The sequence below is a fragment of the Shewanella sp. 553 genome (assembly GCF_059338375.1).
This window is the reverse complement of sequence record NZ_CM181701.1, coordinates 2486700-2501949: the sequence shown is the minus strand read 5'-3', so window position 1 is coordinate 2501949 and position 15250 is coordinate 2486700. Positions and strand designations below refer to the sequence as shown.

Genomic DNA, 15250 nt, shown 5'->3' with positions numbered 1-15250 from the left:
GTCGTTGGCATCAGTTAGAGTTGATAACTTAATGTCAGCCCAAAATAGTGGGCGTTGTAATCGTGGCTTAAATCGCCAAAGCTCAACACATTCGGGATACTGTCTGGCGCTAGCCCCCCATTTGCCCAGTCAGCATCTTGATATTGTTCAAAAATCCAATCGAAACGCAGCCCAAATTTGTCGCTAATTTGGTAGTTAGCAAAGGTATTGAGTGTGTGCCTAGTTGAATAGTAATTGTCATAGGGGCTGCGTAGACCTTGGAGCACTTCGGTATCGTTTTGGCCATCGGCATAAGTGTAATCGATTCCTAATTTAAGCTTGTTATCTAGTAGGTTAGCGTAATTTAATCCAGCGCCGATCAGAGTTGATTTTGCGGCTGAGGTGGCATACCAGTTAGGCGCGCCAAAATTGCTACTGCCGGCTTGGTCACTATCGCGCCAATCTTGATTAACAAAGGCGTTGAGGTTGATATTGTCGTTGACGGCGTATTGTGCCGACAGATCATAGCCTTGTGTGTCTACTTTGGTGAGCCCAATAAGGGTGTCAGTGTAATCATCTTGCATCCAATGTGCGTTGGCGCTGGCAGAGAAGGCACCAGTGACGTAGCTGCCGTATAGTCCGTAACGTTGGCGCTCGCGGTCTGCCAAATAGCTTTTTCTTAACAAAGGATTGCTAGGACTTGCTGTGCTGGTGACTGGTGAGTATTCGCTACCCGTTCTATCGCTACCGCTGGCTTTGAGCCAGACTTGCCATTGGGTGGAAATGCGATAATTTATTTTGGCAAATAGCGTCGACTCTTGCAGGCTTTGTCTGTCTAAATCACTGTAATTATTGTGATCATAGTCGTAGCCTATATCGATATACGCGGCGCGATTTAGTCGATATTTAGCCGCAAGTTTGGCCTGCTGTGCGGTGCGATCATATTCGAGGTTGTGTGCATAACCACTGAGATAGCTGTCGGTAATGATCTGGGGATAAGGATTAACTTGGCTTTTGTTGTCACGGTCACGGTAGTCATAACTGGCACGCAGTGACAATACCCGAGACAGCCTCCCCGAATAGTTGAGTTTCATCTCGGTAATATCAACTTGGCCCGCTAAATTATCCGTTGGTAGCACAGGAGAGGGGCCATTAATGGTGGCGGGCAAATAGGACTGATCTTGGGTCATACGGGTAAAGCCAACATGCATCAATACGTGCTGAGCCCCGTTGGTAAACTGACTATTTCCTGCGATGCGATACGCTTTATTATCGGGTGATACGGCATTTTGGCCAGAGTAAGCGGCACCAAAGGTGGGGGTAAAAGCCGATTGCCAACGCAGGGCTTGTTGATCATTCTTATAATGACTGAGTTGTGTTTCGATGCCAGCTAACCAATTAGCACCGTTAAGGTAAATTTTAGCGGTAACATTATCGGTCGCGTCATCAATACGCTCTGCCAGCATGGTACTGTTAGTGAGTAGATTGCCACTGGCGCGGCGCTGACCTTGGCGCTGCTCATATTGATAACCCAGTTCGGCGCGATAAAAGCTACCAGTATAGCTGGCATCTAAGTTGTAACGCTCCCGTTCTATCTGCAATGCAGTTGGCTGAATGCTGCTTTGTAGGTCCGTCATTTGTGATGTGGTCGCACCGGTTTGCCATTGTGGAGGTAAAATCCACGTATCGCCTTGGGAGCGGTAGGGGGTTAAAGCATGATTGGTGTCATATTGGGCAATACCGCGGTAGGCGGCCGATATTTTATATTGGCCCGGTTTACCTGTTGTGAGCTGAGCCGAACCATTATCGTAACCCAGTTTATCGGCGCTAAAGTGGGTTTGGTAACCCGATGATGCCTTATGTTGTATATCCGCCTCTAGGCTTGCTACAACACCATCATTATCTGTACCGCTGGTATTGCCAAAATGGCTATCTTCGCCATCGTTATAGGCTGCACCTACACCGATAGCACCACTGGTGCCAGTTGCGGTGGTACAGCGTTTACACTCCCAAGCCTCGGTTTTAAGGTTGTCGCGGTTGACCGATGCCAGGCTATATCCTTCGCCAAGTGCCGTTGTGCTGAGGATGGCCAGTGCCAGCGTACTTAGGCGCAGCGGCAGGGGATTTCTAGTGTGGTGTGTCATTGCTCATACTCCCTGTTAACGCTGCAGCAGTTTGCCAGATGGATGATTGGAGCCGTGGACTTGGCTGTGACAATTCATACAGCTTTGGCCTGCATTAAAGGCATTAGCCGTGTTACCAAACACCGCGTTAGATGTATGGCCATCGGATGCATGACATTGCTGGCATAATTGTGGTGGTTTAGCGATTAGCATGGCTTCATTAACGCTGCCGTGCGGGGTATGGCAACTGGCACAATTGTCTGTGACGGGGGCATGCTCCCACAGCTTAGGCCCGCGTTTCTCTGCATGGCAGGCGTAGCAGTTGTCGTTAATACTCATCTGTTTGAGACTGGCATCACTGAGGCTGCCGTGTGGGTTATGGCAATCACTGCAAACCATTTGTTGCCATTGCATTGGGTGAGCGCTGCGTTTGTGCATGTCGGCTTTTTGCTGGGTATGGCAACTGGTGCACACGGCCACTTCTTGAGCGCGATCGGATATAGGGTCATGGCCAGTATGGACTTGATGGCAATCAGCACAAGCAACATCGGCGGTATCATGATGATTGCCATTCCAAGCCATGCGTTGGTCATCGTTATGGCAGCTCATACAAACACTATTTTGTTTTGCAGCCGGTACTGGAGAGTTGGCGCCGAAGGTGATCATTGGCTCTTTACCGCCTTTATTATGCTTCCCCATAGGACCATGGCATGCTTCACATTGTAGATCGGCCATAGGGGAGCCCTTGATAGTGGTGCTACCATGAACACCGTCGAATAGTGCCATCACAGTTTGGCTTTTACGGTGACAAGTTAAACAGCTATCAGCGCCTTTGGATGAGTACTGACCTTCAGCAAACTTCTTATCGAGTATCTGTTCTACCTCTTGAGCCGATTGTTCATCCGACGGGGTAGCCATTACATTGATGCTTAATAGCATCAAGATAGCGATAAAACTTCCTTGGAATAGAGGCTTTATCCCTGTTGTATCCATATTCATCATTATTCGTCCCGAGCACGTAAGCCGTTTTAATTGTTATGTTTCACGATTGGCTAAATTACCAAAGGTAAATAGTAGAATTAAAGTGTGAATGATGTGTAAATAAATAGTTATATTTCGTGCTTTTTTAGCTCGTTCTGCTAGGGAGAATGCTTAAGTGTGATGCTCGTCACAACTTTGGCTGTTGTGGATGGTAGATTTTGATATTAATGAAAATCATTATCAATCGCATAAAGGGTTTTACTCGTTGAGAGATCTGTCACATAATACAAAACACAATTGAAAACTATTATCGTTTACGGTCTCAAATGTTGATCTAGATAAAGTTATTTTAAGTGATGCTCCGTTAGAATCGGTGCTAATAAAGCTCTTTCGAGGCCTGAAAAGGTAGACATATGAAATTAAGCGAATTAAAGCCGGGCGAGAGTGCTGTTATCGCCGAAGTAGGTCAGATTAATCTGCCGTCCGTTGTTAAGCGTAAGCTGTTATCCATGGGCATAACCCCTAACACCGCTTTCACTATGCTCAGACGAGCGCCATTAGGCACAGGTGTAGAATTGGCTATTCGCGGTAGTAAATTGTGTATGCGTAAAGATTTAGCAGATGTAATAGAGGTGGATGTTGCCCATGGCTAACCAATTTCATTGTGTCACAGTCGGTAACCCTAATGCGGGTAAATCGACTTTATTTAATGCGTTAACTGGCGCTAATCAGCAGGTTGGTAATTGGTCTGGTGTAACCGTTGAAAAGAAAACGGGGCAATTCACACTCAATGGAGCCGATGTTTTATTAACTGATTTACCTGGCATTTACGATCTTCTTCCGGCAGGTAGTAGCTGTGATTGCTCACTTGATGAGCAGGTTGCACAGCAGTATTTAGCCGATACTAGTATGGATGCCATTATTAATTTGGTTGATGCCACTAATATTGAGCGCCACCTTTATTTGACCGTCCAGCTGCGTGAGCTGGGTATCCCTATGGTCGTCGTTATTAATAAGATTGATGTCGCTAAGGCTCACGGTATTGACATTAACGTCACTGAAATGAGCCAGCAATTAGGTTGCCCTGTGATTGCGGTATGTTCGCGTGAAGCGGGCGATATTGAGCAAGTTAAAAGCCAAGTTGTCGATTTACTTGAAGGGAAAGTATCTGAAGCGCCTTTAGTATTGTCATACGATGATGAAATCGAGCGTGGAATTAAGGCGCTACATAGCCGTGACGCCAACCTTAGCCGTGGTCGTGCCTTAGCGATGTTGGCTAATGGCTTAGGTTGTGGCCAATGTAAAAATGGTCAAATGCTGTCTGAAGTGTCTCAGTGTTCTGAAGCATTAGCGGCACAAGGCCAAGATATCGAGATCATGATTGCAACGACCCGCTTTGATTTTGTGCAGCAGGTGTTTGATCAGTCTGTTATTAGCACCAACGTGCCTACCTTAAGCGATCGTATAGATAAAGTGGCACTACACCCTGTTGTGGGGGTCCCTGTTTTTCTATTTGTGATGTATTTAATGTTCATGTTTAGTATTAACGTGGGCAGTGCATTCATCGATTTTTTCGATATCGTCGCCGGCGCCGTATTTGTTGATCACCTCGGTGCTTTAATGAGTAGTCTCAGTCTGCCAGACTGGCTGGTGACAATTGTTGCTGGTGGTGTTGGTCAAGGTATTCAGACAGTTGCTACTTTTATTCCGGTGATTGCTGCGCTGTTTTTGGCGCTATCAGTATTGGAAGGTTCTGGTTATATGGCGCGCGCCGCGTTTGTGGTTGATGGCCTGATGCGTCGCATTGGTCTGCCAGGCAAAGCATTTGTGCCTATGATTGTAGGTTTTGGCTGCTCAGTTCCCGCCATTATGGCAACCCGTACCCTAGGCAGTGAGCGTGAGCGCATCGTGACAGGCATGATGGCACCTTTCATGTCGTGCGGTGCTCGTCTACCTGTGTACGCCTTGTTTGCCGCGGCATTTTTTGCTGAATCGGGACAAAACCTAGTCTTTTTACTTTATATCATCGGAATTATCGCCGCTGTGGGGACTGGCTTGCTGTTACGTTCTACCTTGCTTCCTGGCTCAAGTAGTGCGGTGGTGATGGAGCTACCTAATTATGAAACGCCTAAATTCAAGACGGTAATGGCCCGTACGGGCAAGCGCACCAAGAGCTTTATTAAAGGCGCAGGTAAAACCATTGTAATTGTCGTGACCTTGCTTAACTTTATTAATGCCATTGGTGTTGATGGCTCTTTTGGTCATGAAGATAGTTCTGAGTCGGTGCTCAGTGTGGCAAGCCAAAAGGTAACTCCACTGTTTTCACCTATGGGGATAGAGCAAGATAATTGGCCTGCTACAGTGGGGATCATCACTGGAATTTTTGCTAAAGAAGCTGTCGTGGGCACCTTAAATAGCCTTTACTCGACCGCAGGTAGCGATGAGGGCGCATTAACGCCATTATCTGAAAGTGTAAGTGAAGCATTGGCAACTATACCGGAAAATCTGTTTGGTATTGCGCCAGAAGATCCATTGTCTATGTCAGTAGGTGATATTTCAAACGTAGAGGTTGCAGCTGAAGAGTTGGTGGTTGATACCACGACATTCAGTGCATTACAGGCAGGATTTAGTGGCACTATTGCAGCGTTTGCTTACCTGTTATTTATTTTGTTGTATACACCCTGTGTTGCAGCAATGGGAGCGTTAGTGGGCGAGTTTGGTTCACGTTGGGCCACTTTTGCGGCGACTTGGACCTTTGCCTTAGCCTATGGCACCGCGACTGTATTTTATCAAGCGGCGACATTTGCCCAGCATCCACTCCAGTCGAGTCTTTGGATTGGTTTCTTTGTGGTGGCATTAATCAGCTTCTATCTGTGGCTGAAGCGCAAAGGAAGAAAGGCACAGACCTTGATCCCTGTGGTTAATATCGTGACCGAATAAAGCGGGCTCTGATTCAAAAAGCAGCGAATTATCGCTGCTTTTTTGTTTTTGCGATAAATGATAGGGCTTTTTGTCTATCAGCCGTTGTAACTCAACCTGATCTGTAGGAATATGCAGGTTTTCCCTAATCGGCACCGATCGACTACACTCTCGATTGGTCATAGCACTGTTGGCAAAGAGGATTTCCATGAGTCATGCGGGCACTGAAGTTCGTCCAAGTAACTTCATTCGTAATATCATAGATGAAGATTTAGCAAGCGGTAAGCACACTCAGGTGCATACCCGCTTCCCACCAGAGCCTAATGGCTACCTTCATATTGGTCATGCCAAATCGATCTGTTTAAATTTCGGTTTAGCGCAAGACTATAAAGGGCTATGTAACTTACGTTTTGATGATACTAACCCTGAGAAAGAGGATATCGATTACGTTAACTCTATTCAGGCTGACGTGCAGTGGTTAGGATTTCAGTGGGATGGGGATGTTCGTTATTCATCAAATTACTTTGATAAATTACATCAGTATGCGGTTGAATTAATCACCAAAGGTTTAGCCTACGTGTGTTTTCTTAATGGTGAACAAACACGTGAATATCGTGGCACCTTAAAAGAGCCAGGTAAAAATAGTCCTTACCGTGACACTTCAGTGGCTGAAAACCTTGAGCTGTTTGAAAAAATGCGTAAGGGTGAGTTTAAAGAAGGTGAGTGTTCGCTGCGTGCAAAGGTGGACATGGCATCACCGTTTATGTGTATGCGCGATCCTATTATTTACCGTATTCGTTTTGCCCATCATCATCAGACGGGCGACAAGTGGTGCATCTACCCAATGTACGACTTTACCCATTGTATCTCTGATGCCCTTGAAAATATCACTCACTCTTTGTGTACCTTAGAGTTTCAAGATAATCGTCGTTTGTATGACTGGGTATTAGATAATCTTGATGATTTTCAGGCGCCAAACCGGACGCGTCAATATGAATTCTCGCGCTTAAATCTTGAATATACCCTGATGTCTAAGCGTAAGCTTAATGATTTAGTGGTACGTAATTTGGTGTCGGGTTGGGATGATCCGCGTATGCCGACCATCGCGGGTCTACGTCGCCGTGGTTACACGCCTTCATCAATTCGCGAGTTTTGTCGTCGCATCGGCGTGACTAAACAAGAGAATATGGTCGAAGTGGGTATGCTTGATGCTTGTATCCGTGAAGAGTTAAACGAACACGCACCTCGTGCCATGGCGGTGATTAATCCCGTTAAGTTGGTTATTGAGAACTATCCAGCAGATCAGATTGAGCGTTTAAGCGCACCAGCCCACCCAACGATAGAGTCGATGGGACAGCGTGAGCTTGCCTTTGGCCGTGAAATTTACATTGATGCCGATGATTTCCGTGAAGAGGCGAACAAAAAGTACAAACGTTTGGTGCAAGGCAAAGAGGTGCGGTTACGTAATGCTTATGTGATCAAGGCGGAACGTTGTGATAAAGACGCAGAGGGTAATGTAACTACCATCTACTGTACTTATGATAAGGATACATTGGGCAAAAACCCCGCAGATGGCCGTAAAGTCAAAGGTGTGATCCACTGGGTTGAAGCCACAACCGCAGTGAAAGCCGAGTTGCGTCTGTACGACAAGTTGTTTAGCCAGCCTAATCCAGCAGCAGCAGCAACCGTAGATGAGGTATTAAATCCTAACTCATTGGTGGTTAAGCATGGCTTGGTTGAAGCAAGTTTGGTTAATGCTCCAGCAGAAAAAGCATATCAGTTTGAGCGCGAAGGCTATTTCTGTGCTGACAGTAAAGACTCAACACCTGAGAATCTAGTGTTTAATCTAACGGTCGCACTACGAGATTCGTCAGACTAATGATGCCACACTCTCAATTATCCAATTGGGAATAGTGAACAAAAAGGCCTTAGGATATCCTAAGGCCTTTTGTTTTTATTGTTCCCCTAGAGACAAGTTATTGGTACATAGGTCCTAGTCCTAGGCTCCATAAGATGATGCTAGAGGCCATTAAGGCTACTAATAGTACAAGGCCTGCGGTGACTACAGAACTTGCGTAGATAAAGCCTTTTTCTTCTGGAATATTCATGATAATTGGCACGCCAGTGTAGAGTAAATACACTGAGTAGCTAAGCCCCGCCAATCCAACCACCATTATAAACCAAAGTGACGGATACAAGGCGGCCAGCCCTACCATAAATAGTGGTGTCGCGGTATAGGCTGCGAGTTCAAGTGCTTGGGTAAAACTTGGCATAGCATCAAAGGTTTTTGCCATCCAAAATGCTAAATAAGCTAATGCAAATACTCCAATTATGAGGCCAATGTACATGCTAATCGACATCATCAGTGCGCTGGTTTTGGTGAGAAATAGAGGATCTGAAACACCTAAGTCCCATCCTATAGAGGTTGAGGCGAAATAAGTGCAAATAGCGGGTATAAGTGCGATTAATAATACATGGCTTAAACTACTTTTGACCGCCTCGTGATTTTTTTCAATTGTGTGCCACTCTTCCTTAGGATGAGTGTATAACCCCATTAAGTGATTCAATATCATTATAGTTATCCTTGTTTAGCTTCAATCTTGTGCTCGCCAAACCTCAGACGAACCCGTAATGCCTTCTGGCCTGCAACCAATAGACCCTAGGCTCCAATCCACCACGTCACTGTGACGGGCATAGTTTATTTATTGAACATAAACCCGAACTAGTCAAGGTAACGCTGTCATGTTGGCTGTCAGAATATAGCCATAGCGCCATTTTTTGTTAAAATGGACGACTGTAGCAACTACCCTTTAGAGTCGACCATGCAAGGCTTATTAGCACCGATACAAGCGTTTTTACAATGTGAAACCCCAGATGAGTGGATTGCACAGGCGATCAAGTCTGAGCAATTGCCAGCCTTGTTGATCGATCATTGTAATTGCGAGCTTAAGGCGGCGCAGACGGCGATGTTTTTGATTCGTAAGTACGCTATCGATAAAGTCAGTGGGGATTTACTCCTGAACTGGGCTAAACCCTATGAGGAGTTTGTTTACAATAAACAGCGCTCTATTACCGATTTTTTAGCAAGAGAAGCCAAAAAGAATGAGCTTTTAGGGGAGTTAACACCTAAGGCGGGTGTAGATTATAGTGCAGATCTTATTAGCAAAATGGTGCGGCTGATTAAAGAAGAATTTCATCATTTTGAGCAGGTACTTGAGATAATGCATGCGCGAAATATTCCCTATCAAAACTTAACCGCTGGACGTTACGCTAAAGGGATGATGAAGCAGGTGCGTACCCATGAGCCTGCCACACTTATTGATAAGCTGATTGTGGGCGCCTTTATCGAGGCGCGCTCATGCGAGCGCTTTGCAAAGTTAGCCCCTCATCTCGATGACGGCTTACAAAAGTTTTATGTTTCATTGCTGCGCTCAGAAGCGCGTCATTATCAAGACTATTTGACCTTGGCTCAAGCTATTGCAACAGAGGATATTAGTGAGCGAATTGCTCATTTTGCACAGATTGAAGCCCAGTTGATCCGTGAACCAGATAATGAATTCAAATTTCATTCAGGTTGCCCAGTTTAGTCATTTAGGTGAATGATTGGGTACTCAGAATTTAGTGGCGGGGCTAGCAGCTATGCTAGCCATGATTTAGTTAAGCGGTAAACTGGCTAATGTGGTGTTGGTAGAAGTGACCGTTAATACGCTGCCTTGATCGTACCAGTCGCCGACCACAATGCGTCGCCGATCTCGCGCTAAAGAATGAATGTCAGGTCGATGGGTGTGGCCGTGGATCATCAAGATAGCACCTGTTTTATCCATTAAGTCTGTCACCGCGTGGTTTTCAACGTCCATGATAGTGTGACTTTTTTGCTGATTACTCTGTTGACTCTTATTACGTAGTCCTTTCGCGATAGCGACACGGCGTTTTTTGGGCAGCAAACCATAAATAAACTTTACCCATGGTTGATTTCTAAACCAGCGAAAGCGTTGATAAGCCTTATCTAAGGTGCACAGACTATCGCCGTGTAATAACACAGTAGCTTGTCCATACAAATCGATGCAATGTACTTCAGGCAATAGCGTCATGCCAGCTAAGGCTGCGTATTCTTTACCGAGTAAGAAATCGCGGTTGCCGTGGATAAAATAGATAGGGGTATGTGCAGAAAATCGCTTAAGTGTCGCAGCCAGTTCTAGGGCAAAAGGCTCAGCCAGATCGTCGCCCACCCACACCTCAAACAGATCGCCAAGTATGTATAAGGCATCGCAGTGGTTAGTGTGTTGCTTGAGGAAACCATAAAAAGCCGCGAGGATGTCGGGGCGATCGGCACTCAGGTGCAGATCGCCCACGAAAAGAGTGTAATTCAACAAGTGATACTCTGGTGTGATGAAAAGTGGCTTAAGAGAGGCTGATTATTCAGCAATGGTCACTTTTTCAATCACAACCGCTTCCAGTGGCACATCTTGGTGCATACCACGGTTGCCAGTGGCTACCGCTTTGATCTTGTTTACCACGTCCATGCCTTCAACTACTTTCCCAAATACACAGTAACCCCAGCCTTGCGCCGATTCAGCTTTAAAATCGAGGAAAGTGTTATCGTTGATGTTGATAAAGAACTGCGCGGTTGCTGAATGGGGATCAGATGTTCTTGCCATTGCAATGGTGCCAACGGTGTTTGACAAGCCATTGTTGGCTTCATTTTCGATAGCCTCATTCACACGTTTTTGCGTCATATCTTCGGTGAAACCACCGCCTTGCACCATAAAACCGTCAATAACACGGTGAAAGATGGTGCCGTCATAAAAGCCATCTTTTACATATTGAGTGAAATTAGCCGCGGTAACAGGGGCTTTTTCGGCATCTAATTCAATTTTGATTTCGCCGTGATTGGTTTGCATTGTGATCATTTGATTCATTCTCATCGTGTGTAACAGGATAGATAGTGCAAGATTCTAGCCTATTACACCTGCAGCATAAAGCCATTCTGTCGACTTTTCCTGTTGAGCAATACCAAGTTGCTGGGGTTTTAATCAGCAAAATGTCGATAATGTGTTGAAGGGCAAAAAACGCTGTAGATTCGCGCTATCAAGCTGGAAGCGCTGGTTTTCAGGTGATAGACTGAAGCCACTTTTTTGTTGTCAATTATTTATATAGAGAATCTCAATGTTGAAGTTATACAACAGTCTTACCCGCCAAAAAGAGGAATTCAAGCCATTACAGCCAGGTAAAGTTGGCATGTATGTCTGCGGGGTGACCATCTATGATTTATGTCATATTGGTCATGGACGTACGTTTGTTGCTTTCGACATGATAGTGAGATACCTCAGATATCGTGGTTATGAGGTTAATTTTCAGCGCAATATTACCGATGTCGATGACAAAATTATTAAACGCGCAGCAGAGAATAACGAGAGTTGTGAGTCATTAACCGAGCGTTTGATTGGTGAAATGCACCGGGATTTTGATGCGCTTAATATGAAACGCCCTGATTTTGAGCCGCGTGCAACATTACATATCCCTGAAATTGTTGAGTTAGTTGAGCGTTTGATTGAGCGTGGACATGCTTATATTGCAGCAGACGGCGATGTGCTGTTTAGTGTGTCATCATACCCAGAGTATGGCCGCTTGTCGGGACAAAACTTAGATCAGCTGCAAGCCGGCGCGCGGGTTGAAGTTGATGAAAATAAACGCGACCCGATGGATTTTGTGTTGTGGAAAATGTCTAAACCCGGTGAACCCACGTGGGAGTCGCCATGGGGACCAGGTCGTCCAGGCTGGCATATCGAGTGCTCTGCGATGAACGGTAAACACTTAGGTGAACATTTCGATATTCACGGTGGTGGTTCAGATCTACAGTTCCCACATCATGAAAATGAGATTGCTCAATCTTGTTGCGCCCATGACACACCTTATGTGAACTACTGGATGCATACCGGTATGGTGATGGTCGACAAAGAGAAGATGTCTAAATCATTAAATAACTTCTTTACCATTCGGGACGTGCTCGCTCATTACGATGCGTCGACAGTGCGTTATTTTCTGTTGTCCGGCCATTATCGCAGTCAGCTTAATTATTCTGAGGATAATCTTAAACAGGCTAAGGCAGCGTTAGAGCGTCTTTATACCGCGTTAAAGGGCTTAGATTTAACCGTCGAGGCTGCACCAGCAACAGAATTTGTGGCTAAGTTTACTGCAGCGATGGATGATGATTTCAATACGCCTGAAGCTTATTCGGTGTTGTTTGACATGGTCCGTGAGATTAATCGTCTTAAGGTCGATGACTTGGCAGCAGCGTCTGCATTAGGCGTTAGCCTGAAACAGCTTGGCGATGTGCTGGGCATTTTAGATCAAGATGTCGATGCCTTCTTTAAAGGCGAGGGCAGTGATGACGAAGTTGCGCAAATCGAAGCCTTAATTGTTGAGCGAAATCGCGCCCGTACTGAAAAAGATTGGGCGGCGGCTGATGTGGCCCGTGATGGCCTAAATGCCCTTGGCGTTATTTTAGAAGATGGTCCAGAAGGCACGACTTGGCGTAAAAAGTAATTAGTTCTGCTTGTTGAGTACAAATAAAAATGCCTGCGTGAGAGCGCAGGCATTTTTTATGCTGGTCGAAACTCGAAACTCGAAACTTATCTAACCTCAGATCGGTTTAACGTAACACTGAAATCACGTTGAATTCTGCTGATGTAATATTGAGTTGTGGCTTATTCTCTTTGAGTTGATAAGCCACTAAACCTCCTATCACATTAAGCATGAAACCATGTACGCTGCGGTGCCGCGTATGCTCTATTTGTGAGATGTTTTTTAGCTGGTCATTGATTGTTTCGATAATAAATCGTCTAGAAAGCATGGCTCTATCCCATAATGATAAAGCCTTTGCTTTCATGTTTTTACGCACGTTATTAACGATAGTTACCCCACGTTCTAATAGGTCGCCTGCTAACGCTTTGCCGATATACCCCTTATCAGCATAGAGTTTATCCATTGATTCAACGACCATACCTTTTACGGGTTTCGTGTCATGCACATTCGCAGGTGTTATTTTGGCTGCAACGATGCCGCCTCGATGGTTCACAATAAGATGAAGTTTAAAACCATAGAACCAGCCCATCGTGCCTTTTCCTCGGCTGGCGAGACCTGCTAGCGTTTTATGCCTTGGAATTCGTAAATTATGACAAACCTTAATGCTCGTTGAGTCAACGAATTCGATGCCTGTTGGGGCGCTTTTTAAAGAGGAAAAATAACTGCACATTGGAATGACTGTACTCGGCATGACTTCAAGAAATCGAGTGTAGCTGAGTAAGTTTGGAAAATCAGATTTGTAGAAACGAGCCAGATATCCTGTGTAAAAATTCTTGAAGTCACGATGATTAGACATATGGAAGGCAATGATAATTGTCATAATTTCACTCATCGTCATTCTGCCAGCGCGCTTACGCTTGCGGGTTCCATCAGTTAGACACTGTTGTTCCCATTGAGGAATAAAAGCATTACAAAAATCATCGACATCACAAAATACATCCACTAAATTATTCATATGCCCTCTGCGTGATTGATTAATCTTGGTCGAGAGATCTGATCACAAAGAGGGCTATTAGTTCAATTTCTTATCCCGAGTTCAGGTTATCTAGTCGTGATAGTTTTCCGCAGCATACAAGGTATTTTCGAGTAAGCTAGCAATGGTCATTGGGCCAACACCACCAGGCACAGGCGTAATATAACTGGCGTGCTGGGCTGCAACATCAAATTGTATATCACCGACGAGTTTACCGTCGCCTAAGCGATTAATTCCCACATCGATCACGATAGCGCCAGGTTTGATCCACTCACCAGGAATAAAGTTGGCTTTGCCTACCGCCACAATCACTAAATCGGCACCACGGATCTTATCTTCAAGATTGCGGGTAAATCGATGGCAAGTCGTGGTTGTACAGCCGGCGAGAAGCAACTCTAAAGTCATGGGTCTGCCAACAATATTAGATGCACCAACGACCACGGCATCTAAACCATAGGTATCGACTCCGGTTGATTTGATCAACGTCATAATACCCATAGGTGTACAAGAACGCAGCACAGGAATGCGCTGTGCTAGACGACCGACGTTGTAAGGATGGAAACCATCGACATCTTTATCGGGGCGAATACGTTCAATCACTTTTGACTCTTCAATGTGCTTTGGCAGCGGCAATTGTACTAAAATGCCATCTATAGCTGCATCGTCGTTACACTTATCGATTAAGGCGAGTAAATCTGCTTCAGAGGTCTCAGAGGGAAGGTCAAATGATTGTGAGAGGAAGCCAACTTCCTCACAAGCCCGTCTTTTGCTGCCAACATAGACTTGTGATGCCGGATCGGCTCCAACAAGGATCACGGCTAAGCCAGGAACACGTTGTCCAGCCTCTTTACGGGCGGTTACTTTTATAGCTAACTGAGTTCGAATGGATTGGGCGATCGCTTTGCCATCGATTATTTGGGCTGTCATGAGGGGTGGATTTCCTTTATATGGCGCGATAATAAAAACGGCGACATTTTAACAGGGGCATAGGTTGGTGTCATTGATTTAGCCGTATAACAGACCGTTTTAAAATAAGAATAATCCAGTGATGCTGGATTTAGCTAATAGCATCTTGATTATTTGGCGAAAAAGGCCTTTAGCATAGCAATAAGGCAAAATGCAGCTGTTATGGATTGAGCGGCAACGGTTTATGGTGTTAACAGTCAGCGAGAGAGCCACTTTATGTCAAACCATAATAGCTGGTTAGGTGAATTTACTAGCGTGTAGATGTTAAAGTGAGCAAGTGAATGCGCTTTTAAAAATAATCGTTGACGCTATTTAACTGAGGGGATAAGATGCGCTCCGTTCTCAGGCAGACTTAGTCAATCGGTGAACATGTAACACCTTCGGTGATTAGCGCAGCCCGGTAGCGCATCTGGTTTGGGACCAGAGGGTCAGAGGTTCGAATCCTCTATCACCGACCAAATTTTTAAGTAGCGTGTAAACGCTATTTGCCCAGTTAGGATATGAACCTAGTTCATAACGAAGCGCCCGTAGCTCAGTTGGATAGAGCATCCGCCTTCTAAGCGGATGGCCGCAGGTTCGAATCCTGCCGGGCGTACCAAACAGTGGTGATTGTAGCTCAGTTGGTAGAGCCCCGGATTGTGATTCCGGTTGTCGTGGGTTCGAGCCCCATCAGTCACCCCACTTCTTTTTAGAAGAAAATAAAAAAAGCGACCTTGAGTCGCTT

At 45.4% G+C, this 15250-nt stretch carries 12 protein-coding genes and 3 tRNA genes; 8 read left to right on the top strand and 7 right to left on the bottom strand.

What is annotated here, in order from left to right:
- Window positions 1-14 precede the first annotated feature (14 nt).
- Both AC5YBZ_RS11200 and AC5YBZ_RS11195 read right to left on the bottom strand, forming a co-directional pair.
- The gene (locus AC5YBZ_RS11200) at window positions 15-2123 is read right to left on the bottom strand and encodes an MtrB/PioB family decaheme-associated outer membrane protein (protein ID WP_494521396.1); all 2109 of its coding nucleotides are present in this window, start codon (window positions 2121-2123) and stop codon (window positions 15-17) included.
- A 15-nt stretch (window positions 2124-2138) separates the two neighbouring features.
- Complete coding sequence (locus tag AC5YBZ_RS11195) at window positions 2139-3041, bottom strand: DmsE family decaheme c-type cytochrome (protein ID WP_494524814.1); 903 nt, start codon at window positions 3039-3041, stop codon at window positions 2139-2141.
- A gap of 455 nt (window positions 3042-3496) precedes the next feature.
- Between AC5YBZ_RS11195 and AC5YBZ_RS11190 the strand changes: the two genes are divergently transcribed.
- The 3 genes from AC5YBZ_RS11190 (at window position 3497) to glnS (ending at window position 7881) form a co-directional block, all read left to right on the top strand.
- Window positions 3497-3736, top strand: coding sequence for a FeoA family protein (locus AC5YBZ_RS11190; RefSeq protein ID WP_494521397.1), 240 nt, complete (start codon window positions 3497-3499; stop codon window positions 3734-3736).
- Window positions 3729-6023 (top strand): Fe(2+) transporter permease subunit FeoB, encoded by a 2295-nt coding sequence (gene feoB / locus AC5YBZ_RS11185; RefSeq protein ID WP_494523696.1) that lies wholly within the window; start codon window positions 3729-3731, stop codon window positions 6021-6023. The genes AC5YBZ_RS11190 and feoB overlap by 8 nt, the downstream gene beginning before the upstream one ends.
- Before the next feature lie 187 nt (window positions 6024-6210).
- Window positions 6211-7881 (top strand): glutamine--tRNA ligase, encoded by a 1671-nt coding sequence (gene glnS, locus AC5YBZ_RS11180; RefSeq protein ID WP_494521399.1) that lies wholly within the window; start codon window positions 6211-6213, stop codon window positions 7879-7881.
- 97 nt (window positions 7882-7978) lie between these two features.
- On the opposite strand, the gene AC5YBZ_RS11175 is transcribed toward glnS, so the two are convergent.
- A complete protein-coding gene (locus AC5YBZ_RS11175; RefSeq protein WP_494521400.1) occupies window positions 7979-8575 on the bottom strand; it encodes a Yip1 family protein in 597 nt (198 codons plus the stop codon).
- Window positions 8576-8824: 249 nt separating this feature from the next.
- Here AC5YBZ_RS11175 and miaE point away from each other — a divergent pair, with 249 nt between their 5' ends.
- Window positions 8825-9589, top strand: coding sequence for a tRNA isopentenyl-2-thiomethyl-A-37 hydroxylase MiaE (miaE, locus tag AC5YBZ_RS11170; protein WP_494521401.1), 765 nt, complete (start codon window positions 8825-8827; stop codon window positions 9587-9589).
- Window positions 9590-9655: 66 nt separating this feature from the next.
- On the opposite strand, the gene AC5YBZ_RS11165 is transcribed toward miaE, so the two are convergent.
- Together AC5YBZ_RS11165 and AC5YBZ_RS11160 are read right to left on the bottom strand one after the other, a co-directional pair.
- Entirely contained in the window at window positions 9656-10372 is a 717-nt protein-coding gene (locus AC5YBZ_RS11165; RefSeq protein WP_494521402.1) for a UDP-2,3-diacylglucosamine diphosphatase, read from the bottom strand.
- Between the two features lie 45 nt (window positions 10373-10417).
- Entirely contained in the window at window positions 10418-10912 is a 495-nt protein-coding gene (locus AC5YBZ_RS11160; RefSeq protein ID WP_494521403.1) for a peptidylprolyl isomerase, read from the bottom strand.
- Window positions 10913-11168: 256 nt separating this feature from the next.
- Between AC5YBZ_RS11160 and cysS the strand changes: the two genes are divergently transcribed.
- Window positions 11169-12548, top strand: coding sequence for a cysteine--tRNA ligase (gene cysS, locus AC5YBZ_RS11155; RefSeq protein ID WP_494521404.1), 1380 nt, complete (start codon window positions 11169-11171; stop codon window positions 12546-12548).
- A 106-nt stretch (window positions 12549-12654) separates the two neighbouring features.
- Here cysS and AC5YBZ_RS11150 read toward each other — a convergent pair whose 3' ends face one another.
- Together AC5YBZ_RS11150 and folD are read right to left on the bottom strand one after the other, a co-directional pair.
- Window positions 12655-13542, bottom strand: coding sequence for an IS982 family transposase (locus tag AC5YBZ_RS11150; RefSeq protein ID WP_475514295.1), 888 nt, complete (start codon window positions 13540-13542; stop codon window positions 12655-12657).
- A gap of 90 nt (window positions 13543-13632) precedes the next feature.
- Complete coding sequence (gene folD, locus AC5YBZ_RS11145) at window positions 13633-14487, bottom strand: bifunctional methylenetetrahydrofolate dehydrogenase/methenyltetrahydrofolate cyclohydrolase FolD (RefSeq protein ID WP_494521405.1); 855 nt, start codon at window positions 14485-14487, stop codon at window positions 13633-13635.
- 420 nt (window positions 14488-14907) lie between these two features.
- Between folD and AC5YBZ_RS11140 the strand changes: the two genes are divergently transcribed.
- From AC5YBZ_RS11140 to AC5YBZ_RS11130, 3 genes are all read left to right on the top strand, one after another.
- Window positions 14908-14984, top strand: a tRNA-Pro gene (locus AC5YBZ_RS11140).
- Window positions 14985-15047: 63 nt separating this feature from the next.
- Window positions 15048-15124, top strand: a tRNA-Arg gene (locus AC5YBZ_RS11135).
- A 7-nt stretch (window positions 15125-15131) separates the two neighbouring features.
- Window positions 15132-15207: transfer RNA gene (locus tag AC5YBZ_RS11130), tRNA-His, on the top strand.
- Window positions 15208-15250: the final 43 nt, after the last annotated feature.